We start from the raw sequence: 20,299 nt of genomic DNA on the forward strand, positions 1-20,299 counted from the left end.
TCCCCCTAAGGACAGGATCAGTCTTCTAAAATTGCCGGATAGTTTGCATCCGCGCGCTCGATATTGCCGGGAATGTCTTCTTCCCAGGTCTGTTGAACATCGCGGTTGAAATTCAGGTAGAGCTTGCCGTCCACCAGGTTCCAGAATTCCGGATCGCCCTTGGCCGTATAGCCTTCAGCCATGGCCCAGGCGCAGTAGCCGCCATATTGCGGGGCATACGTCTCAGGGTTGGCCAGAAAGAGATCCAGATTGGCCTGGCTTGCAAAGCGCCAGTCGGCGCCGTTCCATCGGGTCTCGAAATCGCGGGATCCGCGCATGGGCCCGCCTTCGCCATGGTAGGCGACCACGTCATAGCCGCCCGCTCCGGTGTTGGAGAACAGGCCCGTATAGACCAGGTCGTCAGCAAAGGCGGGCGCGGCCGGCAGGGCCGCAGCACCGGAGACAGCCAGCACGGCGGCGGCGAGAAGCGAGGCGTGTTTCATGGAGTGACCTTTCCGTAAGGGCGGGCCTTGCAAACGGCCCGTTATGCGATGGCCGGACGCTAGGCTGCGTTTGGTCGGCCCGCACTACACGACCGCTCGCGGACGCGTGAGCCGGGCTGCACGAGTTCGTGAGAGACGGCTTTTTTCTGGCGCGCGCGCCACTAAGTTGGGCGGGTCAGACAGGGAGAGCTTGATATGGCCGAAGCCATGAGCACCGCCGCCCCCGGCGAAACCAGAGCCGAGGCCTATGCCCGCCTCGCCAAGGAGATCGAGGCGGTGGTGGCCGGTGAAACCAGCGCCACCGCGCGCTACGCCACGGCCGCCTGCCTGCTGGCGCACAATTTCGCGCCGCGCTTTTTCTGGACGGGCTTTTACGTGGTGGATCCACAAAAGCCGCAAGAGCTTGTGGTGGGTCCCTATCAGGGCACGCTTGGATGCCTGCGCATCCCGTTCGGGCGAGGGGTTTGCGGCGCTGCGGCGCAAAGCGGCGAGACCCAGCTGGTGCGCGACGTGCACGCCTTTCCCGGCCATATCGCCTGCGACAGCCGCTCGAAATCGGAAATCGTCGTTCCGGTCCTCGGCGCGGATGGAAAGCTCGCCGCAGTGCTGGACGTGGACTCAGAGCAGCTGGACGCGTTCGATTCCGATGATCAGGCGGGTCTTGAAGCGATCTGCAGGCTGCTTCTGACGGCCTGAACGAAAACGCTGCGGGGGTTGAGCGGCCCGCCGCGGCGTCTTGCGTTCAGACATGTCCCGGGGGCTCTCGCCTAGAAAATCCCGAGAAACTTGCGGCGCTTGCGCGGCTTCGGCGCGGTGGCCGGGGCCGGCGTTTCTTCAGCCACATAACCCTCGGGCAGTGCGGTGAAGGCGTCGCCTTCATCGGTGACGGTCTCTTCCGCCATGGTCGCCGTCGCGCGCGCCGGCGAAGCCTCGCCATAGGCTGGCGGGGGCGCGCCCGCGTCGGTGTCCTGCGCCGCGACTTCGGGTGTCGCCGTAACGGTGGTCGGCGCCGCAGGCGCGGCCGCTTCGCCGGACGTTTGCGGCTGAAGGGTCTGTAGGGCCGGATGGAGCGCCGGGGCGCAGATGTCAGCGTCGCATAAGGGTGCGCTCATGGCTTGCGCCACATAGCTGGTGGTGGGCACGCCGGGGCCGCGATACTCGCCGAGGCCAAGGCTTGACCGGACCGTTTCGCGGAATGCGCCGGCGCGGCTATCGATGGACGCGCGGCGGTCCTGCTCCTCGCGAAGGCGGGAGAGGTCGGCCGGGCGCGGTGCGCGCACGGCGGCGGACACCTGGTCCATGCGGGCGCGGGTCAGCGCCTCGCGGGCGCGTTCGATATTCAGGCGGGTGGTCTCTTCGGTCATCACACGCTCCTGTCTTTCGCCCCATTCACGACTTTTTAGCATACCACTCCACACCGCCGGTGCGCGAGACCATTACGACATCGACCTCGCCGCCCACGCCGGTCTGGCTCATATGCAGATCGCTCTTGAGAATGTTGAGCTCCACCAACGCCTTGGCGGTTTCGGCGAGTTGTCTCTTGCCCGACGCCGAGACGACCTTGATGAAGGGATTGATGAATTCTTCCTGGCTGATGGACTGGGCGGCGTTGACGAATTCGCCGGTGAGTCGCGGCAGGGCCTCGGCGCGCATGCGCTGCAGCACCGCGTCCATTTCCGCCTCGCCCAGGCCCGCCTCTTTAAGCGCGGCTTCGGCGGCGGCCTCGTTGGTGATCAGGTTTAAAGACAGCATCACGTCGAACATGAGCGGGTGGACGCCGCGTAGGAAGGCGTGAGTCATCTCCGCCTGCGCAAATGTGCGCAGATAGGCGTTGGGGCCTTCGTCCACGCCCACCGCGGTGGTCTCGTCATGGGCGCGCTTCATTACGCCGTCCACGAAGATCGAGGCGTAATAGTGTGCGTAGACCGGGAACACGTCGCCTTCGCCGAATCCGGCGAACACAAGGCCCGCATAGGGTTCGAGGAAGGCAGGCTGTGTGGCGATGAGATAGGCGAAATCAAACAGCCTCGCGCGCATCTGCTCGGCCATGCCGAATTCGCCCAAACTGTCGCGGATGAGTGCGTCCAGCATTTCGCCGTAGCGCTCATAGAAGGCGCGGCGGTCAAAGCTCTCAAACACGTCAAGGCGTTCGCGCTCGGACCCGGCCTCGTCGTGGGTGAGGTGTTCGATATAAAGGGCAAGCGCCGCCTCGAAGGCGTCTGAATCGCCTTCATAGCCGCCGCCGGGATAATTGCGCATGGCCTTGGCGTGGGACAGGACGGTGAGAAAGGCCGCGCGCATCAGCCCCTCAAACTCCTCATTCTCCTCGTTTTCCGGGAACAGGCGGCGGTTCTTGTCCAGAAAGGCGAAGAAGGCGTCGGCGCAGGCGCGCACGCTTTCAAATTCACGCGCTGCGCTCTCGCGCTTGAAGGCGTGGGCGATGTGCGACCAGGACCGGCCCAGCACGTCGCCGCGCGAATACACCATGAGCGCGATGGTTTCGCTGATTGGCAGGATCTTTTCCGCCTCCAGCGTCACCACCGGTTCCGGCCCGCCCCCGTAGGTCACGGCGCTGTCGGCGGCGAGCACCACTGCCTGCCGGTTCATGATCATGACTTCTGACGTCATTTCGGCGATCCCCTCGAAAGCCCGTTTCATCCGGCGCCGGCCACCCTCGCTTAGCGCCGAGCATTTCAATTAACGAAACGTTAGCGCGGCCAGGGCGCGGTGTTAAGTTAACAGCGTCCAGATTCGAGGAGGTGAGGCATGGCGGACACGGGATCCGGCGCCCGATGTTATTTCGGGTTCAGAAGTCCGTACTCCAGGCTTGGCCTTCACAAGCTGGCCCGCGCACGGTTCGAGGGCGAGCTAATCGCCTTCACCGGCCCGCCCGAGGATGCGGGCGGGTTTGCCGATCCGGCGGCCAACAAATACAAGCGCAACTATTATATCGAGGACGTCATTCGGATGACCGCGCGCATGAAGCTGCCTCTGGCGCTTCCTGACCCCTTCGATGTGGACTGGGCGCCGGCCAATCGCGCCTTTCAGGCTGCAAAGCGCGACGGCGCGGCCATGGCGTTCGCGCTCTCGGTGTCCGATGCGCGCTGGGGCGACGGGCTGGACATTTCCGACACGGCGGTTCTGGCCGAATGCGCCGTGCGCTCCGGCTGGAGCCTGCCGGACATGGACGCGCTGAAAGCCGACGAGGCGATACACGCCGCGTTCAAGGCCGACCGCGCCCGCATCTGCGAAGACGGCGTGTTCGGCGTGCCCTTTCTGGTGGATCGCGGCCAGAAATACTGGGGCCATGACCGCTTCGACCTGTGGGCGGAAACGCAGTGACGGCGCTGTGACGGTGATCCGCGCGCAAGTTCCGGCCATGGTATTTCAGCAAATCTACACCGCAAGCTTGGCGAAGCCGGGCTCGCCTTCGTATATGTGCGCGTGACGTTGTACGCGCGACGCAAAAAACCGCCGCGCGCCATGAGACATCGAAGCGCCCACCGGCGCACGGAGCCCTTGCATGACCGCCTTGCGCGATATCCGCCGCCAGTTCCTGGATTATTTCAAATCCAACGGCCATGAAGTGGTGCAATCGGCGCCGCTCGTGCCCCAGGACGATCCGACGCTGTTGTTCGTCAACGCCGGGATGGTGCCGTTCAAGAACGCTTTCACAGGGGCGGAAAAACGCCCGTATTCGCGCGCGACCAGCTCGCAGAAATGCGTGCGCGCTGGCGGCAAGCACAATGATCTGGACAATGTGGGCTACACCGCGCGCCACCATACCTTCTTTGAAATGCTGGGGAATTTCTCCTTCGGCGATTATTTCAAGGAACAGGCGATCCACCATGCCTGGACGTTGATCACCAAGGAGTTCGGGCTGGATCCGGACAAGCTCCTCGTCACGATCTATCACGACGACGACGAGGCGCATGGCCTCTGGAAGAAGATCGCCGGCCTTCCCGACGAGAAGATCATCCGCATCGCCACCAGCGACAATTTCTGGTCCATGGGCGACACCGGCCCGTGCGGTCCGTGCTCTGAAATCTTCTACGATCACGGCCCGCACATCCCTGGCGGCCCGCCGGGCTCTCCGGACGAGGACGGCGACCGGTTCATCGAAATCTGGAACCTGGTCTTCATGCAGTTCGAGCAGCAGGGCGACGGCTCGCGAAAGAATCTGCCCAAGCCCTCCATCGACACCGGCATGGGGCTGGAACGCATCGCGGCGGTGCTTCAGGGCGTGCACGACAATTATGATGTGGACCTGTTCAAAACACTGATCGCGGCCAGCGAAGAAGCGCTCCACGTGAAGGCGCAGGGGCCCGAGGCCGCCAGCCACCGCGTGATCGCCGACCATCTGCGTTCCTCAAGCTTCCTCATCGCCGACGGGGTGACCCCGTCCAATGAAGGGCGCGGCTATGTGCTGCGCCGGATCATGCGCCGCGCCATGCGCCATGCGCACATGCTGGGCGCGTCCGAGCCGGTCCTGTTCACCCTGGCGCCGACGCTGGCGGATGAGATGGGCGACGCCTTCCCCGAGCTCAATCGCGCGCTGCCCGTCATCGAGGAAACCCTGCGCGCCGAGGAAGAGCGCTTCCAGCGCACGCTGGGCCGCGGGCTCACCCTGCTGGAAGAGGCCGCCGAGGGGCTGAGCGAAGGCCAGGCGCTGCCCGGCGAGACCGCGTTCAAGCTCTACGACACGTACGGTTTCCCGCTGGATCTGACCCAGGACGCCCTGCGCGCCAAGGGGATCGGCGTGGATACGGCCGGCTTTGACAAGGCCATGAAGAAACAGAAGGCCGATGCCCGCGCCAGCTGGTCGGGTTCGGGCGACGCCGCGCCCGATGCGCTCTGGTTCGATCTCAAGGCGCGCCTGGCCGAAACCGGCTTTGTCGGCTACGCCGCCGAAACGGCCAACGGCGTGCTGCGCGCAATCGTGGCCGGCGCCCAGGAGGTGGAGACGCTGCACGCGGGCGATCCTGCGGCGCTGGTGTTTGACCGCACGCCCTTCTACGCTGAGGGCGGCGGCCAGATCGGCGATAGCGGCGTGATCGAGTTTGAAAACGGCGCCCGCTTCATCGTCGACGATACGCAGAAGCGCGCCGGCGCGCTCTACGCCCATATCGGCACGCTGGAGACTGGCCTGGTGAAGGCGGGCGAGGGCGCCCACCTGAAGATCGACGCCGAACGCCGCGCCAGGACCAAGGCGAACCACTCGGCCACGCACCTTCTCCATGCAGCCCTGCGCGACGTTCTGGGCCCGCACGTGACCCAGAAGGGCTCCTATGTGGGCCCTGACCGGCTGCGCTTCGACTTCTCCCATGCGCGCACGCTGAGCGAGGATGAGGCCAAGGCTGTCGAGGCCCAGGTCAACGCCGTGATCCGGCAGAACGCTCCGGGCAAGACGGCCGAGATGACCCCGGACGCCGCCATCGAGGCGGGCGCCCTAGCCCTGTTTGGAGAAAAGTACGGTGACAGCGTTCGCGTGCTCACCATGGGCCGCTCGCTGGATAAGGCCGGCAAGGCGTATTCGGTGGAGCTGTGCGGAGGCACCCATGTGGAGCGCACCGGCGATATCGCCCTGTTCAAGATCATCTCCGACAGCTCGGTGAGCGCTGGCGTGCGCCGGCTTGAAGCCTTCACCGGCGAGGCCGCGCGCCAGTATCTGGAAACTGAGGCGGGACGCGCGAAGCAGGCCGCCGCGGCGCTGAAAATTCCCACCGCCGACCTGGCCGAGCGCATCACCGCCCTGCAGGACGAGCGCAAGGCGCTGGAGCGCCAGCTCGCCGAAGCCAAGAAGCAGCTCGCCATGGGTGGCGGCGGCGGCGCCAAGCCGGCCGAGGCCGAAGAGATCGCCGGGGTGAAATTCACCGGCCGGGTGGTGGAGGGCGTCGGCGGCAAGGATCTGCGCGGCCTTGTGGACGAGGCGCGCCAGGCCATGGGCTCGGGAATAGCGGTGTTCATCGGGGTCAATGACGGCAAGGCTGCGCTCTCGGTGGGCCTGACCGATGATCTCATCGGCCGGTTCAACGCAGTGGAGCTGGTCAAGGCCGGCGCGGCCGAGGTCGGCGGCAAGGGTGGGGGCGGGCGTCCCGATTTCGCCCAGGCCGGCGGACCCGACGGCGACAAGGCCGAGGCCGCGCTTGACGCCATCCGGGCCGCGCTCGCCGGCTGATGGCGCGTGCTGCACGGCCCGGCGCCGACATCCAGACGAGCGGCGACAAGCGCGCAGCCCGCGCGATCCTGGCGGCGCGGGCGCGCTTCAATCAGGCGCTCGCCGACCGCGATCTGGCGGCTGTCGCCAGTGTCCTGTGCGAAGACTGCACCCTGACGCCCGGCGACGACGCGGAGCTCATGGCCGGCCGCGGCGCGCAGCTCGACGCCTGGCGCTCGCTCATGGGTCAGGCGAGCGATCTGACCTATGTGCGGTCCGCCAAGCGGATCGAGGTGGGCGGCGACGGCCTGCTGGCGGCCGAAACCGGCCGCTGGACGGGCGCCTGGTCGTCCGACGGCGTCATGGTGCGCTATGCCGGGCGGTATTTCGCCAAATGGCGCCTTGAAGGCGATGACTGGCGCATCGCGGCGGAGGTGTTCGTCACCCTCTCGCGCGATCTAGGCGCCAGGTAACGCCTGATGGGCCTGCCGAACCGGACTTCGCCCATTAACCTGCAGGCGATCGCGTGTAGACTGAACGAATAAGCCAGCAGCGGGAGCGCACAATGGAGGCGGGCGGCGGCCACGATGTCTGGCTGAAGGACGCGGCGGTGTTTTTGCTCGCCGCCGGGGTGGTCGTGCCGCTGTTCAAGCGGGTGCGGCTGTCCGCCGTGCTTGGCTTTCTCATCGCGGGCGTGCTGCTGGGTCCCTATGTGCTGGGCGCCATGGCCGAACGCTGGCCGGTGCTGGAATGGGTGACGGTCTCCGATCCCGAGGCCGCCGCGCCCTTCGCCGAGCTGGGCGTGCTCTTCCTCCTGTTTCTTTTAGGGCTTGAGCTTTCCTTCCAGAGGCTCTGGGCGCTGCGGCGCGCCGTGTTCGGCGCCGGCGGGCTGCAGGCGGGATTGAGCGCGGCCGCCATCGGATCGGCCTGCGTCCTTATCGGGCTGACGGCGCCGGTGGCGGTGGTGATCGGCCTGGCGCTGGCGCTGTCGTCCACCGCCATCGTCATGCAGATCCTCGCCGAAGAGCGCCGGTCCGCAACGCCGCTGGGCCGCGCCTCGCTGGCGGTTTTGTTGATGCAGGACATTCTGGTGGCGCCCTTCCTGATCACGGTGGGCTTTCTGGCGCGCGACGCCGGCGCGGACGAGCAGGGCGTCACAGCCGTCATCATCGAGGCGCTGGTTCAGGGCCTCGTCGCCATCGCCATCATCGTGCTCATCGGCCGCTATGTGCTCAAGCGCGCGTTCCGCCTGGTCGCAAAGGTCGGCGGGCGCGATCTGATGATGGCGATCACGCTGGCGACGCTTGTGGGCGCCGCGCTTCTGACCAAGGAGGCCGGGCTGTCGCTGGCGCTGGGCGCGTTTCTCGCCGGACTTCTTCTGGGCGAGACCGAGTTCAAGCACCAGGCCGAGGTCGATCTGGAGCCGTTCAAGGGGCTGCTTCTGGGCGTGTTTTTCACCACGGTGGGGATCGGGCTCGATCTGGGCGCCGTGGCGCAGAACCTGATCCTGGTGTTCGGCGGTCTGGCGGCGATGCTGGTTCTCAAATTCGCCATCGTCTACGCGGCGTGTCGGCTGTTCGCCGGCAATGGCCGCTTGGCGCTGGAGGCGGGCTTCCTTCTGGCGCCGGCCGGCGAGTTCGCCTTCGTAATCCTGGCCGCCGCCGCAGCCGGCGCGATCATCGATCCCCAGACCCAGGCCATCGTCGCGGCGATCGCGGGCCTGTCCATGCTGCTCACCCCGGCGCTGGCGCGCATCGGTGCGGCGCTTTCCGCCCGCCTGGCCCCGGCCCCGGACACCGGTCCGGCCATGGCGGACTTCTCCGATCTTGAAGGTCATGTGATCATCGCCGGCATGGGCCGTGTTGGCCGCGCCATCGGCCGGGTGCTGGAAACCGAGGGCGTGGAGGTGCTCGCCCTCGACCGCAACGCCATGCGGGTGGCCAGGGCGCGCAGGGACGGCTGGCGCGCCTATTACGGCGATGCGGCCGACCCTGAAATCCTGAAAAAGGCCGGCGCCGCGAAGGCGGAGCTGTTCGCGGTGTCCGTGGACGATCCCGACAAGGCGTGCGCCGTGGTCGCCGCGATCCGCGACTTGCGGTCCGACGCGGTGATTCTGGCGCGGGCGCGGGATGGCGAACACGCCGCCCGTCTCACCAAGGCCGGCGCCACCCATGTGACTCTGGAGGCCATCGAGGCCGCGCTGGCGCTGGCCGGCCGCGCGCTGGAAGGCTTCGGCTTGTCGCCGGAAACCGTCCGCGACCGTCTGGCCCAGGAGCGCGACGACGAATACGCGCGGGCGGACGGGAAGGGGGAATGAAAAAAGCCGGGCGTCGCCGCCCGGCCTCGTTCATTTGGTGTGGGGCTTTGAAGCGCCTTAGACGATGTCTTTCATCGCTTCGGCGAAGCGCTCGCCCACGGTGTCCAGGAAGCCCTCGGTGGAGAGCCAGCCCTGCTCGTCGCCCACCAGGAGCGCGAGGTCCTTGGTCATGTAGCCGGATTCGACCGTCCTGATGACGCTCTGCTCGAGCCGGTCGGCGAAGGCCATGAGGTCTTCATTGCCGTCCATGCGGCCGCGATGGTGCAGGGCGCGGGTCCAGGCGAAGATCGAGGCGATGGAGTTGGTGGAGGTCTTCTCGCCTTTCTGATGCTGGCGATAGTGGCGGGTCACAGTGCCGTGGGCGGCCTCGGCCTCCACCGTCTTGCCGTCCGGCGTCATCAGCACCGAAGTCATCAGACCCAGTGAGCCGAAGCCCTGGGCCACGGTGTCGGACTGCACGTCGCCGTCATAGTTCTTGCACGCCCAGACAAAGCCGCCGGACCATTTCATCGCTGCGGCGACCATGTCGTCGATCAGGCGGTGCTCATAGGTGATCTTCTTGGCCGCAAAGCCGTCCTTGAACTCGGCGTCGAACACCTCCTGGAAGATGTCTTTGAAGCGCCCGTCATAGGCCTTCAGAATCGTATTCTTGGTGGACAGATAGACCGGCCAGCCGCGCTCCAGGCCGTAGCGCAGCGAGGCGCGGGCGAAGTCGCGGATGGACTCGTCCAGATTATACATGCCCATGGCGACGCCCGCGCTGGGGAAATCGAAGATCTCATGGGTGATCGGCTCGCCGCCGTCCGACGGGGTGTAGGTCATGGTCAGCTTGCCGGGACCGGGCACCTTCATGTCGGTGGCGCGGTACTGGTCGCCGAAGGCGTGACGGCCGATGACGATGGGTTTGGTCCAGCCGGGCACCAGGCGGGGCACGTTCTTGATCACGATGGGCTCGCGAAACACCACGCCGCCGATAATGTTGCGGATGGTGCCGTTGGGTGAGCGCCACATTTTCTTCAGGCCGAACTCTTCAACCCGCGCTTCGTCCGGCGTGATCGTCGCGCACTTAACGCCGACGCCGTAATGGCGGATCGCTTCAGCGGACTCAACAGTGATCTGATCGTCGGTTTCGTCGCGCTTTTCGATGGAAAGATCGTAGTATTTCAAGTCGATATCGAGATAGGGCAGGATCAGCTTTTCCTTGATCAACGCCCAGATGATGCGGGTCATCTCGTCGCCGTCGAGTTCGACGACCGGATTGTCGACTTTGATCTTCGCCATGTTCGAAACTCTCTTGTTCTTCAACATTACCGCGCGCAAGACGGACAGGGGAGGCCGCGCGCCAGGGGTGGACGGATGTCGCGCGGGTGTCTAGCACCGCGGACCGGAGAGAGAAAGGGCGCGGGTGTGCGCCCTTGCCCCCCACCATGGTCGATTCAATGGATCAGGCGCCCGTTTTTATCCTGTGCCGCCCCCAGCTGGGCGAGAATATCGGCGCCTGCGCGCGCGTCATGGGCAATTTCGCGATTCCCGACCTGCGAATCGTCGCGCCCCGTGACGGCTGGCCCAATCCGGCAGCGCAAACCATGGCGGCGGGAAGCGCAGTGCTGACCAATGCGCGCGTCTTTGAAACGCTGGAGGCGGCGGTGGCCGACTGCCATCTGCTGTACGCCACAACCGGCACGCCGCGCCACATGATCAAACCTGTGATGACGGGGCGCGAGGCCATGGGCGAGATTCGAGGGGCGCTCGCCGGAGGGCGCCGGGCCGGGGTGATGTTCGGGGCGGAGAAATCCGGCCATTCCAACGAGGAGATCGCCCGCGCCAGGGCGGTGATCTCGCTGCCGGTGGATCCGGATTTCACCAGCCTCAACCTGGCCATGGCCTGCGGCGTCCTCGCCCATGAATGGCGCGCAGGCGAGGGCGTGCCGCAAGCCTGGAGCCCTATGGAGGCCCCCGCCAGCCAGGGCGAGCTCGACGGGCTCTACGGCCATCTCCATGACGAGCTTGACCGGGCGGGGTTCTTCTACCCGCCGGAAAAAACGCCGCTGATGATGCAGAACCTGATCAACATCTTCGCGCGCGGCGGCGTCACCAGCCAGGAAGTGCGCACCCTGCGCGGCGCCATCAAGGCGCTGACGCTGGGACGCGGCAAGGCGCGAATCATCCGCGAGGATTAGGCGCCTAGGCGAACACCGGCCGCGCGATCATCAGCCAGAGGATCGCCACCACCGCGAAGAAGGCGGGAAAGCCGCAGGCGAACCAGATCGCATAGAGCCGGTCGAAGGCGGGCGGCAGCGGCGCTGCGCTCGCCGCGGCGGTCTCGGCGAGGGTTTTCAGCTGCATCTGGATCCAAACCACCGGCAGCCAGAACGCCCCTGTGACGACATAGAGCGCCAGCGAGAGCACGATCCAGGGCTCGCCCATGGACCAGCCGACTTCGCGCGCCAGAAGGTATCCGGTGACCGGCTGGGCGATCACGGCGGTGGCGGTGAAGACGAGATCGGCGATCACCACCGTGCCGGCCACATGGGCGATGAGCTTCGGGTCGCGGGTGCGCCGCGCCATCACCATGAAGAACGCTATGCCCGCCCCGGTGCCCAGCAGGACCGCGGCGCCGGTCACATGGGCCAGGCGCAGGATCAGCTCGGCGAGCATCAGCGCGGCTCTCTCAGGCTCAGCGCCACTAGCGCCAGCGTCATGGCGGGGATCGTCTTCACCAGCGGACCCATGGGATCGAGCCACAGGGCCGGAACCACGAAGCTGGCGGCCGCGAGATAGCCCAGCGTCACCGCGATCATGCCCAGAAGCGCGGCGGTATGGCTGCGCCGCACCAGCACGCCGAACCCCAGAACCAGATCAATCAGGGATCCCGAAACGACGAAGGCGCGCGCGGCGCGCTCGTCCATGCCGGCGCTGGTGAGAAGGCTCGTGGCCGCGTCGATCTGCGCCAGCCCCACCGCGCCGCTGACGATCCAGAACGCCGACAGCGTCACCGCCGCCAGCACGCGAAGGGGCAGGGCGCGGGCGTATATCCGCTCCTGCTTCATCCCGGCGATGGTGTCGAGCACCTGCTCGGTGGTTTTAAGCGGGCCGTAGCCCAGCGCCGTGTGAGCGGCGGAATCTGCGGGCACGCCCTCGGCCATGACGCGCATGGCGGTGGAGCGCAGCGGGCTCTTCCAGCCCAGCGCCGCCGCGGCGTCGCCCGCCACGCCCGCCAGCGCGGCGAAAACCGGCGGCAGGGGGAGGATCCGCGCGGCCCCGCGGCCCTGCCTGCGCCGCAGGCCGGCGATCAATGCGCCAAGGCGCACGGGTTTGGGGCCTGCGAGATCCAGCTCCACATCCATGGCGCGTTCGCCCATGGCGAAGCGGGCGGCCTCCCGCGCCACATCGTCAAGAGCGACCAGATGAATGAGCGAGTCCGCGTGTGCGACGGGCTGAACAAATGGCAGGCCGGCCAGCGTACGCAGCAGCGTCGATCCGCCGTGGGTTTCAGGGCCGAGCACAAGGCTGGGGCGCAGGATCGCGTAGGCGAGCCCGCTCTCGCGCACCCGCGCATCGCCGGCGGCCTTGGTCCGAAAGAAATGCGTTGAGGCGTCAGGCGCCGCGCCGGAGGCCGAGATTTGCACGAAACGCTGCACGCCGGCCCTGCGGCAGGCGTCCAGCAGCGCGCCGACCCCGGTGTCATGAACGCCCGCCAGATCATCGCCTCCGCCGTCCTGCAGCGCGCCGGCTGCGTTCACCACCGCGTCCACGCCCTCTAGCGCGGCGTCAAGGCGCTGATCCGTCCGGGCGATGTCGATCTGAACCCAGTGCGCGCCCGGCGCCTGCGCGGCGCCCAGCTGCGGCCGCCGGCCAGCGCCGCGCACCTCGACGCCCTGCGCCATCAGCGCACGCACCACCGCCAGTCCGATCAGCCCGTAGCCGCCTGTGACGAGTATGCGCACCGCTGTCTCCCATCAGCCCCCACTTGCTCTTAGCGCGGACCGCGCCGTTGTGCGAGCGCCTGGACGCGGTGGCCGGAGCGCGCGCCGCGGTGCGCCAGTGCGCCGGAACGACGCTGTTCGCCGCCGGAAAAATCCTCTAGACCGGGCAAGGTAGCGGCTTTCCAGACAGCGTTCCGGCTGCGGGATTGGAGAAAGAGTCATGGTGTCCTCCCTCCAGGACGATAGCGGACGCAGTTCCACGCCCCGTGGCGGGCTGGGGCGGCTTTCGCCGCCGGACTGGCTGTTCATGCCGGGCGCGGTGCTGTTCGCGGCGGGGCTAATCGCCTTGGCCATGGCGCTTGAGCCCAGCGGCGAAGATCCGGTGGTGACCGAGACCGAATTCGTCATGGCCGGACCGGCGCTCGCCCAGCTCTTGCCCGGGCCGGGCACGGGGTTTCAATTGTTCACCGCCAGCGGCGCGCCGGTGGCGCGCCTGACAGCGACGGCGAGCCTGGAAGTGGCTGGCCGCCTCTCGGCGGGCGTGGCCGGGGTGATACCGCCGGAATTCGAAGCTCGCGTGCCGGGCCGTCTATTAAAAATCGAGGCGAGCCTGCGCGCGGCGCCGGAATCTGCGATCACCGAGGCGCGGCTTGCGTATTTTACAAGCGGCGGCGGAGATAGCGGCTGGCGATACGTCCCGGTGGGCGTGGATTTCCGTACAGTGGGCTTCTGCTATCAGGTGAGCCCGGACGCGCCGCTCAATGAAGTTGAGTTCGTCGGCGTCTGGCCGGATATCGAGGGCGGCGCCCGCGCCTTGCTGCTTCGCGAGCTTCGCGTCACGATCCAGCCCGAGGGCGCGACCCCCGACGAGTGTCAGGCATCCTTCGCCGGTTGAGCCTCTAAGGCTTGCGGAGATTGACATTGTGGCGCCCCGTCGCCATAACGCGCGCTTCCCTCATGGGCCGGCCTTGAAGCCGACCGCTCGTTCAACTCTGACGGACGACGCGTGAACCGCCGTTTTGATCGTGCAGCGAAGAGGGCGCTGCACCGGGCCGCGTCCAGGATAGGAAGATTATGTCGAAGCGCCATACACAGAAATACAAGCTGGATCGCCGCATGGGCGAGAACATCTGGGGCCGCGCCAAGTCCCCGGTGAACAAACGCTCCTACGGCCCCGGCCAGCACGGTCAGCGCCGCGCCGGCAAAATGTCCGATTTCGGCATTCAGCTGCGCGCCAAGCAGAAGCTGAAAGGCTATTACGGGAACATCACCGAAAAGCAGTTCAAGCGTCTGTTCACCGAGGCCATGCGCCGCAAAGGCAACACCGCCGAGAACCTGATCGGCCTTTTGGAGAGCCGCCTTGACGCCATCGTCTACCGCGCCAAGTTCGTGCCGACCGTGTTCGCGGCGCGTCAGTTCGTGAACCATGGCCACGTCAAGGTGAACGGCAAGCGCGTGAATATCGCCTCCTACATCGTCAAGCCGGGCGACGTCGTGGAAGTGCGCGAGAAGTCACGCAACATGGCGCTGGTGCTCGAAGCTCTGGGCAGCCCGGAGCGTGACGTGCCGGACTATCTCGATCTCGACGCCAAGGGCATGAAGGCGACCTACGCCCGTGTGCCGGAATTCAACGAGGTCCCCTATCCGGTGAAGATGGAGCCGAACCTGGTCGTCGAATTCTACTCCTCGTAAGTTTTACGGGGATCACCAAGATCGGGCCCGCCGGAGCGATCCGGCGGGCCTTTTCTTTGTCTTGGCGCCGGCGTCCCGCGCCGCCGCGAATTTATCGCCGCGATCGGCTGTCGCTCGGCCCCGGTCCGGTTTAGAGTTAAAGGTGAGGGATATTCAGGAGGCCGCCATGGCGCGCACGCTCATGCTATTCGCCGCCGCTGCGGCGCTCACGCTCGGCGCATGCGCACCGGCGTACGAAGAGCCGCCGCTTACTCCGTTCAATTTCGGGGCGGAGCTCACCCCGGTCTTATCCTGGCGCGACGAGGGACCCTCGGTCCGTATTCGCGTGCCGTCCAACGGATGCACCACCAAGGACAGCTTTTTTCCCGAAGTGACCGGTGCGGCGAACGCCGGCTGGGCATTCGACCTTGCGCTCATTCGCGTGCACCCGGATGACTGCCGCGCCATGCTGCCCACCGGCGTGGAGCTGAGCTGGACCAAGGACGAGCTGGGTTTGCCCGACGGCGCGTCGCTGCGTGTCATCAATCCGCGCAATCACGACTTTTACTAGGGCCTGACGTCGGCCCTGGTTTTTGGGGACTGGTGAGAAGGTGGACGGGCCGCGCATTCGCGCTTAGGCCTCGACCAGGCCCTTTTCCTTGAACATCTGCTGCAGCTCGCCGGCTTCGAACATCTCCTTGATGATGTCGCAGCCGCCCACGAACTCGCCTTTGACATAGAGCTGGGGAATGGTGGGCCAGTCAGAATAGGCCTTGATCCCCTCGCGGACGTCATGGTCGTCCAGCACGTTCACTGCGGCGTATTCCACCTGCAAATGATCCAGAATGCGCGCCACGACCGATGAAAAACCGCACTGGGGAAAAGTGGGCGTGCCCTTCATGAAAACGACCACGTCGTTCTCGGTAACGGCTTTCTTGATGGCGTCGAGCGTGGGTTGGTCGGTCATGGGGCGCTCCTGAGCAAAACTACAGTGGCATACGTGGGCTAGGCGTCCGGCTCGGTCAAGACGGCCGGGTGCGGGACCACATTTTCCTGGGACGCTGCGGTAACCACTGATGCAGTCCATTGCGATGTCGCTGCGCGGCAAATGGTAATTGCGGTCAATGATCGCCGTGGCCATGGGCGAGGCATCGAAAATCTACTCGTAAAAATCGTTGATCGCCATGGCCGGCTCCCGTCGTCTGCGGACCATTCTTGATCACACGATGAGCTCGTAATTTCGACGATATCGAGTCAATTGAAGTATTACCATATCAACCCTTTGATGGCGCACGGGTTTCCAGCGCCAGCGCATGGAGCTCTCCGCCCATGCGGCCCTTGAGTGCGGCGTACACGAGCTGGTGCTGCTTCACGCGGGCCATGCCCTCGAAAGCTTCGGCGATGACGACCGCTTTATAATGGTCCCCGTCTCCGGCGAGATCGATGATCTCGACCTGGGCGCCGGGCACGCCCTCCTTGATCATTTCGGCGATGTCCTCGGCCTGCATGGGCATTGGCGGGCTCTCCTTGTTGGTCTACCTAAGGCCCCCCAGTATAGGAAAACGCCGTCCTCGGCGCCATGACCGGAGCCAGCCTGATGCGTTCTTTCGCCCTCTTCGCCCTCGCCAGTTTCACGCTCGCCGCCTGCGGCGCCCCTGAGCAGCCTGATGATGGCGCCATTGAGGACACCGGATCGGCGCCGGCGGGCTCTGACGCACCGTCAGCCATGGCGGTTCTGCCCGACGCGATCATCGCCGATTGCGGCGCGGTGTCTCCGGCCTCTCTGCGCGATGTGTGCGTTCTCAGCCATGACGCCATGGCGGGGCGGCTTGTGGGGACGCCGGCCAACGCCCTGGCGCGCGCCTATCTGGTGGGGCGCTTCACAGAGCTTGGGCTGGACAGCGTGGGCGAGGACTTCGTCCACGGCTTTGATTTCCAGCGTCCGGTGGATTTTCGCGATCCCGAGAGCGAGCGCGAAACGCTCACCGGGTACAATATCATTGGCGTCATCCCCGGCGCCGACCGGTCAAAAGCCCTCGCCGTGACGGCCCACTACGATCATGTGGGTCCGGGCGAGGCCAATGAGATATTCAACGGCGCCGATGACAACGCCTCGGGCGTGGGCGCCATTCTGGCCATCGCCGAGCACTTCAAGGTCAACCCGCCTCAGCACGACGTTCTGGTCATCGCCTTTGACGCCGAAGAGGGGGGCCTGCACGGCGCACGCGCTTTCGTGGCGTCGGCGCCCGACGGCGCCGCGCCGGTGGCGCTCAATTTCAATCTCGACATGCTGGGCTACAGCCCCGAAGGCGATATCTGGGCGGCGGGCGGTTATCACACGCCCTCGCTTCTGCCGGTTGTCGAAGCCGCCGCCGAGCAGGCGCCGCTGGCGCTTCGCGCCGGCTATGACCGGCCGGACGGCGATCCGCGCAATGACTGGACGCTCTTGTCCGATCATGGACCGTTCCACGTGGCGGGCACACCCTTCCTTTATCTGGGCGTCGAGGATCACGAGCACTATCACCAGCCGAGCGACGAGTTTTCCATCATCGAGCCGGAATTCTACGCCGGCGCCGTGGCCACGGCGGTGGATCTGGCCGAGCGGCTGGACGCCTGGCTGTCTGACGCGGAGCAGAGCGGGCGATAGGGCGCAACAGGCCGCCGCCAAAGCCTTGAAAGTCGATATGATGCCGCGACTTGTGCGCCGCACAACGGAAATTTGTCGTGTTTTTTCCAAAAATCTAACGGTGTTCACTTTTCAAACTTCGGTGAAGCAACTACATTGATAGGCGAACTGAACGGCGGGCGCTGGCCGGCCAGACCTGAAGGACTATCTCCATGTTCGCCAAACTCTCCCCGCTTCTCGCAGGTGCAGCGCTGAGCCTTTTCGCAGCTCTCGGCCCGGCTCAGGCTCAGGACTGTCCGTCCGCACCCGTCTTCGTGGGCGTCACCGCAGCCAATGCCGATGTCCGCGCCTCCCAGAGCCGCATCGAACGCGGCGATTGGGCCGTGGCTCAGCACTTTGCGTCCGAGGCGCTTGAGTCCGGCACGTCCAGCCGGAACAAGGCCGCCGCCCAGATCAATCTGTGCGCCGCATTGGCCAATCAGTCCAATCTGGAAACCGCCGAAGCCTGCACCCTGGCGGTGTCGATGAATGACGCAAGCTGGGAAGCCTACACCAATCGCGGAGCCGCGCTGTGGCTGTCAGGCGAAAGCGAAGCTGCGGCCGCTGACTTTGCTCGCGCCGCCGAGTTGGGCGCCGGCGAGGCCGCCGTGGCGACCAACAGCGCCTTGGTCGCCTGCGCCGGCTGATCCGCCCTCCCAACCTCCCCTCGTAAGGGCCGCAGCGCGCTGCGGCCCTTTTTTTGTGCCTATATTTGCCGATAAAGAAACAAAGAGCTTCCCACTGTGAGGATTAAATCCCGGCTCAGGATGGCGCATTTAATGGTCTGCCAGCGGCCGCGATGGCCATCGATTTCTGGGAGATCCGCGTGATCCGTATTCTTCGCATCGACTCCAGCGCCCGCATCGAAGGCTCGGTGTCGCGCGACCTGTCCGACCGTCTCGCCCGGCGCCTCGCCGGGTCGACGGGCGCCGTGACCTTGCGCGACCTTGCGGCGCAGCCACCGGTCTTTGTTGACGCGGCTTGGGTGAGCGCCAACTTTACTGACCCGGCCCAGCGCAGCGACGCCCAGCAGGCGGCGCTCGCGGCGTCCGACGAACTGGTGGTGGAGCTGGAGGCCGCCGACCACATCGTCATCGCGGTTCCGGTCTATAATTTCACCATCCCGGCGAGCCTGAAGGGGTGGATCGACATGATCGCCCGGGTCCGGCGCACCTTCCGCTATACCGAAGCCGGTCCAGAAGGTCTTCTCAGAGGCAAGACCGCTTGGCTGGTCGTCGCCTCGGGCGGGACGGCCGTGGACAGCGAGATCGACTTCGCGACGCCCTATCTGCGCCATGTGCTCGGCTTTCTCGGAATCACCGATGTGCGCGTCGTAGACGCCGGCCGCTGGGGATTCCGCTCCGACGCGGAAAAGGCGGCGGTGTCCGATGCGGTGGACGCCGTGGAGGCGCAGGCGGCGTAGCCGTTTTTCGGTGAAGGGGCCGGCGCCCGCCTTTGGGCCGCGCCGGCCTCTTCCCGCTCGGCCTGATCCGCGCTAAAGCGCGTGCATGACCGAGATTCAGGCCCATCATGAAAAAGCGCTGGTGATCGACTTTGGCAGTCAGGTCACCCAGCTCATTGCTCGCCGCCTTCGCGAAAGCGGGGTGTATTGCGAGGTTCACCCCTTCAATCGTGTCGACGACGCGTTTCTGGAGACATACGCGCCCAGGGCCGTGATTCTCTCCGGCGGCCCGGCCAGCGTCCACGGCGAGGGCACCCCGCGCGCAGCTCAAAAAGTCTTCGAGCTGGGCGTGCCGGTGCTGGGCATCTGCTATGGCGAGCAGACCATGTGCGCCCAGCTGGGCGGCAGCGTCGAGCCGGCCGATGAGCGCGAGTTCGGCCGCGCCGACATCGAGATCACCGCGATAAGCCCTCTCTTCAAGGGGCTGGGAGATGTGGGCCATCTGGAGCGGGTCTGGATGAGCCATGGCGACCGGGTCAATGCGCTGCCCCAGGGCTTCCACCCCATCGCGGCCACCACCCACGCGCCGTTCGCCGCCATTGCCGACGAGGCGCGGCGCTTTTACGGCGTGCAGTTCCACCCCGAAGTCGTCAACACGCCGCGCGGCGCCCTGATCCTTCGCAACTTCACCCATGAGATCGCCGGCATGCACGGCGACTGGACCATGGCCGCCTTCAAGGAAGAAGCCATCGCCAAGATCCGCGAGCAGGTGGGCTCCGGCAAGGTGATCTGCGGGCTTTCCGGCGGCGTGGATTCAAGCGTTGCGGCCGTTCTGATCCACGAAGCCATCGGCGATCAGCTCACCTGCGTGTTCGTGGACACCGGCCTGATGCGCGCGGGCGAGGCCGACCAGGTCGTCACGCTGTTTCGCGAGCACTACAACATCCCGCTGGTGGCCGCCGACGAGGAGGAGCGCTTCCTCACCGCCCTTGAGGGCGAAAGCGACCCGGAAAAGAAACGCAAGACCATCGGCAAGCTCTTCATCGACGTCTTTGAAGAGCACGCCAAATCGGTGGGCGGCGCTGATTTCCTGGCCCAAGGCACGCTCTATCCCGACGTCATCGAGTCGGTGAGCTTTGACGGCGGGCCCAGCGTCACCATCAAGTCCCACCACAATGTGGGCGGGCTGCCTGAGCGCATGAACATGAAGCTCGTGGAGCCGCTGCGCGAGCTCTTCAAGGACGAGGTAAGGGCGCTCGGCCGTGAGCTGGGCCTGCCCGACGCCTTCGTGGGCCGTCACCCCTTCCCCGGACCGGGCCTCGCCATCCGCATCCCCGGCGCGGTCTCCAAGGAGAAGGCGGACATCCTTCGAAAGGCCGACCGCATCTATATAGAGGAAATCAAGAAGGCCGGGCTCTACGACTCCATCTGGCAGGCTTTCGCCGTACTCCTACCGGTCCAGAGCGTCGGCGTAATGGGCGATGCGCGCACATACGACAATGTGCTGGCCTTACGCGCCGTGACCTCCACCGACGGCATGACGGCGGACTATTTCCCCTTCGACCACGACTTCCTGGGACGCACCGCGACGCGCATCATCAATGAAGTGCGCGGCGTGAACCGGGTGGTCTACGACGTGACCAGCAAGCCGCCGGGCACGATTGAGTGGGAATGATTTC

General features: G+C 65.9%; 21 protein-coding genes. 13 read left to right on the forward strand and 8 right to left on the reverse strand.

Going from position 1 to position 20,299, the window contains the following annotated elements; genetic code table 11:
• Positions 1 to 17 precede the first annotated feature (17 nt).
• Complete coding sequence (locus ACWCOP_RS05805; RefSeq protein ID WP_478250279.1) at positions 18 to 482, reverse strand: YHS domain-containing (seleno)protein; 465 nt, start codon at positions 480 to 482, stop codon at positions 18 to 20.
• A 195-nt stretch (positions 483 to 677) separates the two neighbouring features.
• On the opposite strand from ACWCOP_RS05805, the gene ACWCOP_RS05810 reads away from it, so the two are divergent.
• On the forward strand, positions 678 to 1,178 hold the full coding sequence (locus tag ACWCOP_RS05810) for a GAF domain-containing protein (RefSeq protein WP_478250280.1): 501 nt from the start codon (positions 678 to 680) through the stop codon (positions 1,176 to 1,178).
• Positions 1,179 to 1,249: 71 nt separating this feature from the next.
• Here the strand turns inward: ACWCOP_RS05810 and ACWCOP_RS05815 are convergent, their stop codons facing one another.
• Together ACWCOP_RS05815 and ACWCOP_RS05820 are read right to left on the reverse strand one after the other, a co-directional pair.
• Positions 1,250 to 1,846, reverse strand: a complete 597-nt coding sequence (locus tag ACWCOP_RS05815; protein ID WP_478250281.1) for a hypothetical protein — start codon at positions 1,844 to 1,846, stop codon at positions 1,250 to 1,252.
• A gap of 25 nt (positions 1,847 to 1,871) precedes the next feature.
• Positions 1,872 to 3,110 carry a hypothetical protein gene (locus ACWCOP_RS05820; protein WP_478250282.1) on the reverse strand — a complete coding sequence of 413 codons (1,239 nt, stop codon included), beginning with the start codon at positions 3,108 to 3,110 and terminating at the stop codon, positions 1,872 to 1,874.
• Between the two features lie 138 nt (positions 3,111 to 3,248).
• Here ACWCOP_RS05820 and ACWCOP_RS05825 point away from each other — a divergent pair, with 138 nt between their 5' ends.
• From ACWCOP_RS05825 to ACWCOP_RS05840, 4 genes are all read left to right on the forward strand, one after another.
• Positions 3,249 to 3,824, forward strand: coding sequence for a DsbA family protein (locus ACWCOP_RS05825; protein WP_478250283.1), 576 nt, complete (start codon positions 3,249 to 3,251; stop codon positions 3,822 to 3,824).
• A 181-nt stretch (positions 3,825 to 4,005) separates the two neighbouring features.
• Positions 4,006 to 6,660, forward strand: coding sequence for an alanine--tRNA ligase (alaS, locus tag ACWCOP_RS05830; RefSeq protein ID WP_478250284.1), 2,655 nt, complete (start codon positions 4,006 to 4,008; stop codon positions 6,658 to 6,660).
• Positions 6,660 to 7,112, forward strand: a complete 453-nt coding sequence (locus tag ACWCOP_RS05835) for a nuclear transport factor 2 family protein (protein WP_478250285.1) — start codon at positions 6,660 to 6,662, stop codon at positions 7,110 to 7,112. Before alaS ends, ACWCOP_RS05835 begins: the two co-directional genes overlap by 1 nt.
• 92 nt (positions 7,113 to 7,204) lie before the next feature.
• A complete protein-coding gene (locus ACWCOP_RS05840; RefSeq protein ID WP_478250286.1) occupies positions 7,205 to 8,956 on the forward strand; it encodes a cation:proton antiporter domain-containing protein in 1,752 nt (583 codons plus the stop codon).
• Positions 8,957 to 9,013: 57 nt separating this feature from the next.
• Here ACWCOP_RS05840 and ACWCOP_RS05845 read toward each other — a convergent pair whose 3' ends face one another.
• A complete protein-coding gene (locus ACWCOP_RS05845; RefSeq protein WP_478250287.1) occupies positions 9,014 to 10,237 on the reverse strand; it encodes an NADP-dependent isocitrate dehydrogenase in 1,224 nt (407 codons plus the stop codon).
• 158 nt (positions 10,238 to 10,395) lie between these two features.
• Here ACWCOP_RS05845 and ACWCOP_RS05850 point away from each other — a divergent pair, with 158 nt between their 5' ends.
• On the forward strand, positions 10,396 to 11,136 hold the full coding sequence (locus tag ACWCOP_RS05850; protein WP_478250288.1) for an RNA methyltransferase: 741 nt from the start codon (positions 10,396 to 10,398) through the stop codon (positions 11,134 to 11,136).
• A gap of 4 nt (positions 11,137 to 11,140) precedes the next feature.
• On the opposite strand, the gene ACWCOP_RS05855 is transcribed toward ACWCOP_RS05850, so the two are convergent.
• Positions 11,141 to 11,614: a DUF2269 family protein gene (locus ACWCOP_RS05855; RefSeq protein ID WP_478250289.1), complete on the reverse strand. Its 474-nt coding sequence runs from the start codon at positions 11,612 to 11,614 to the stop codon at positions 11,141 to 11,143.
• On the reverse strand, positions 11,614 to 12,903 hold the full coding sequence (locus ACWCOP_RS05860) for an SDR family oxidoreductase (RefSeq protein WP_478250290.1): 1,290 nt from the start codon (positions 12,901 to 12,903) through the stop codon (positions 11,614 to 11,616). The genes ACWCOP_RS05855 and ACWCOP_RS05860 overlap by 1 nt, the downstream gene beginning before the upstream one ends.
• A 199-nt stretch (positions 12,904 to 13,102) precedes the next feature.
• Here ACWCOP_RS05860 and ACWCOP_RS05865 point away from each other — a divergent pair, with 199 nt between their 5' ends.
• The 3 genes from ACWCOP_RS05865 (at position 13,103) to ACWCOP_RS05875 (ending at position 15,124) form a co-directional block, all read left to right on the forward strand.
• Positions 13,103 to 13,777, forward strand: coding sequence for a hypothetical protein (locus tag ACWCOP_RS05865; protein WP_478250291.1), 675 nt, complete (start codon positions 13,103 to 13,105; stop codon positions 13,775 to 13,777).
• A 179-nt stretch (positions 13,778 to 13,956) separates the two neighbouring features.
• Entirely contained in the window at positions 13,957 to 14,574 is a 618-nt protein-coding gene (gene rpsD / locus ACWCOP_RS05870; protein ID WP_478250292.1) for a 30S ribosomal protein S4, read from the forward strand.
• 166 nt (positions 14,575 to 14,740) lie between these two features.
• On the forward strand, positions 14,741 to 15,124 hold the full coding sequence (locus ACWCOP_RS05875) for a hypothetical protein (protein WP_478250293.1): 384 nt from the start codon (positions 14,741 to 14,743) through the stop codon (positions 15,122 to 15,124).
• Between the two features lie 63 nt (positions 15,125 to 15,187).
• Here the strand turns inward: ACWCOP_RS05875 and grxD are convergent, their stop codons facing one another.
• Both grxD and ACWCOP_RS05885 read right to left on the reverse strand, forming a co-directional pair.
• Positions 15,188 to 15,520: a Grx4 family monothiol glutaredoxin gene (grxD, locus tag ACWCOP_RS05880; protein WP_478250294.1), complete on the reverse strand. Its 333-nt coding sequence runs from the start codon at positions 15,518 to 15,520 to the stop codon at positions 15,188 to 15,190.
• Positions 15,521 to 15,827: 307 nt separating this feature from the next.
• Positions 15,828 to 16,067 carry a BolA family protein gene (locus tag ACWCOP_RS05885; protein ID WP_478250295.1) on the reverse strand — a complete coding sequence of 80 codons (240 nt, stop codon included), beginning with the start codon at positions 16,065 to 16,067 and terminating at the stop codon, positions 15,828 to 15,830.
• Positions 16,068 to 16,150: 83 nt separating this feature from the next.
• On the opposite strand from ACWCOP_RS05885, the gene ACWCOP_RS05890 reads away from it, so the two are divergent.
• The 4 genes from ACWCOP_RS05890 to guaA all read left to right on the forward strand — a co-directional run bounded on the left by ACWCOP_RS05890 (position 16,151) and on the right by guaA (position 20,295).
• Positions 16,151 to 17,200, forward strand: coding sequence for a M28 family peptidase (locus tag ACWCOP_RS05890; RefSeq protein ID WP_478250296.1), 1,050 nt, complete (start codon positions 16,151 to 16,153; stop codon positions 17,198 to 17,200).
• 191 nt (positions 17,201 to 17,391) lie between these two features.
• Positions 17,392 to 17,865, forward strand: a complete 474-nt coding sequence (locus tag ACWCOP_RS05895) for a hypothetical protein (protein WP_478250297.1) — start codon at positions 17,392 to 17,394, stop codon at positions 17,863 to 17,865.
• A gap of 179 nt (positions 17,866 to 18,044) precedes the next feature.
• Complete coding sequence (locus ACWCOP_RS05900; RefSeq protein ID WP_478250298.1) at positions 18,045 to 18,641, forward strand: FMN-dependent NADH-azoreductase; 597 nt, start codon at positions 18,045 to 18,047, stop codon at positions 18,639 to 18,641.
• A gap of 85 nt (positions 18,642 to 18,726) precedes the next feature.
• The gene (gene guaA / locus ACWCOP_RS05905; protein WP_478250299.1) at positions 18,727 to 20,295 is read left to right on the forward strand and encodes a glutamine-hydrolyzing GMP synthase; all 1,569 of its coding nucleotides are present in this window, start codon (positions 18,727 to 18,729) and stop codon (positions 20,293 to 20,295) included.
• The last annotated feature ends 4 nt before the right edge of the window (positions 20,296 to 20,299 follow it).

This window comes from Apolloniradiicaulis salifontis, from assembly GCF_053756655.1.

What these genes read in the sequence shown, in the direction of transcription:
- ACWCOP_RS05865 (WP_478250291.1), top strand. Translation starts at nt 13,103, where the DNA reads ATGGTGTCCTCCCTCCAGGACGATAGCGGACGCAGTTCCACGCCCCGT.
- ACWCOP_RS05805 (WP_478250279.1), bottom strand. Translation starts at nt 482, where the DNA reads ATGAAACACGCCTCGCTTCTCGCCGCCGCCGTGCTGGCTGTCTCCGGT.
- grxD (WP_478250294.1), bottom strand. Translation starts at nt 15,520, where the DNA reads ATGACCGACCAACCCACGCTCGACGCCATCAAGAAAGCCGTTACCGAG.
- ACWCOP_RS05820 (WP_478250282.1), bottom strand. Translation starts at nt 3,110, where the DNA reads ATGACGTCAGAAGTCATGATCATGAACCGGCAGGCAGTGGTGCTCGCC.
- rpsD (WP_478250292.1), top strand. Translation starts at nt 13,957, where the DNA reads ATGTCGAAGCGCCATACACAGAAATACAAGCTGGATCGCCGCATGGGC.
- ACWCOP_RS05810 (WP_478250280.1), top strand. Translation starts at nt 678, where the DNA reads ATGGCCGAAGCCATGAGCACCGCCGCCCCCGGCGAAACCAGAGCCGAG.
- ACWCOP_RS05885 (WP_478250295.1), bottom strand. Translation starts at nt 16,067, where the DNA reads ATGCCCATGCAGGCCGAGGACATCGCCGAAATGATCAAGGAGGGCGTG.
- ACWCOP_RS05895 (WP_478250297.1), top strand. Translation starts at nt 17,392, where the DNA reads ATGTTCGCCAAACTCTCCCCGCTTCTCGCAGGTGCAGCGCTGAGCCTT.
- ACWCOP_RS05840 (WP_478250286.1), top strand. Translation starts at nt 7,205, where the DNA reads ATGGAGGCGGGCGGCGGCCACGATGTCTGGCTGAAGGACGCGGCGGTG.
- ACWCOP_RS05845 (WP_478250287.1), bottom strand. Translation starts at nt 10,237, where the DNA reads ATGGCGAAGATCAAAGTCGACAATCCGGTCGTCGAACTCGACGGCGAC.
- ACWCOP_RS05875 (WP_478250293.1), top strand. Translation starts at nt 14,741, where the DNA reads ATGGCGCGCACGCTCATGCTATTCGCCGCCGCTGCGGCGCTCACGCTC.
- ACWCOP_RS05825 (WP_478250283.1), top strand. Translation starts at nt 3,249, where the DNA reads ATGGCGGACACGGGATCCGGCGCCCGATGTTATTTCGGGTTCAGAAGT.
- guaA (WP_478250299.1), top strand. Translation starts at nt 18,727, where the DNA reads ATGACCGAGATTCAGGCCCATCATGAAAAAGCGCTGGTGATCGACTTT.
- ACWCOP_RS05815 (WP_478250281.1), bottom strand. Translation starts at nt 1,846, where the DNA reads ATGACCGAAGAGACCACCCGCCTGAATATCGAACGCGCCCGCGAGGCG.
- ACWCOP_RS05890 (WP_478250296.1), top strand. Translation starts at nt 16,151, where the DNA reads ATGCGTTCTTTCGCCCTCTTCGCCCTCGCCAGTTTCACGCTCGCCGCC.
- alaS (WP_478250284.1), top strand. Translation starts at nt 4,006, where the DNA reads ATGACCGCCTTGCGCGATATCCGCCGCCAGTTCCTGGATTATTTCAAA.
- ACWCOP_RS05850 (WP_478250288.1), top strand. Translation starts at nt 10,396, where the DNA reads ATGGATCAGGCGCCCGTTTTTATCCTGTGCCGCCCCCAGCTGGGCGAG.
- ACWCOP_RS05855 (WP_478250289.1), bottom strand. Translation starts at nt 11,614, where the DNA reads ATGCTCGCCGAGCTGATCCTGCGCCTGGCCCATGTGACCGGCGCCGCG.
- ACWCOP_RS05835 (WP_478250285.1), top strand. Translation starts at nt 6,660, where the DNA reads ATGGCGCGTGCTGCACGGCCCGGCGCCGACATCCAGACGAGCGGCGAC.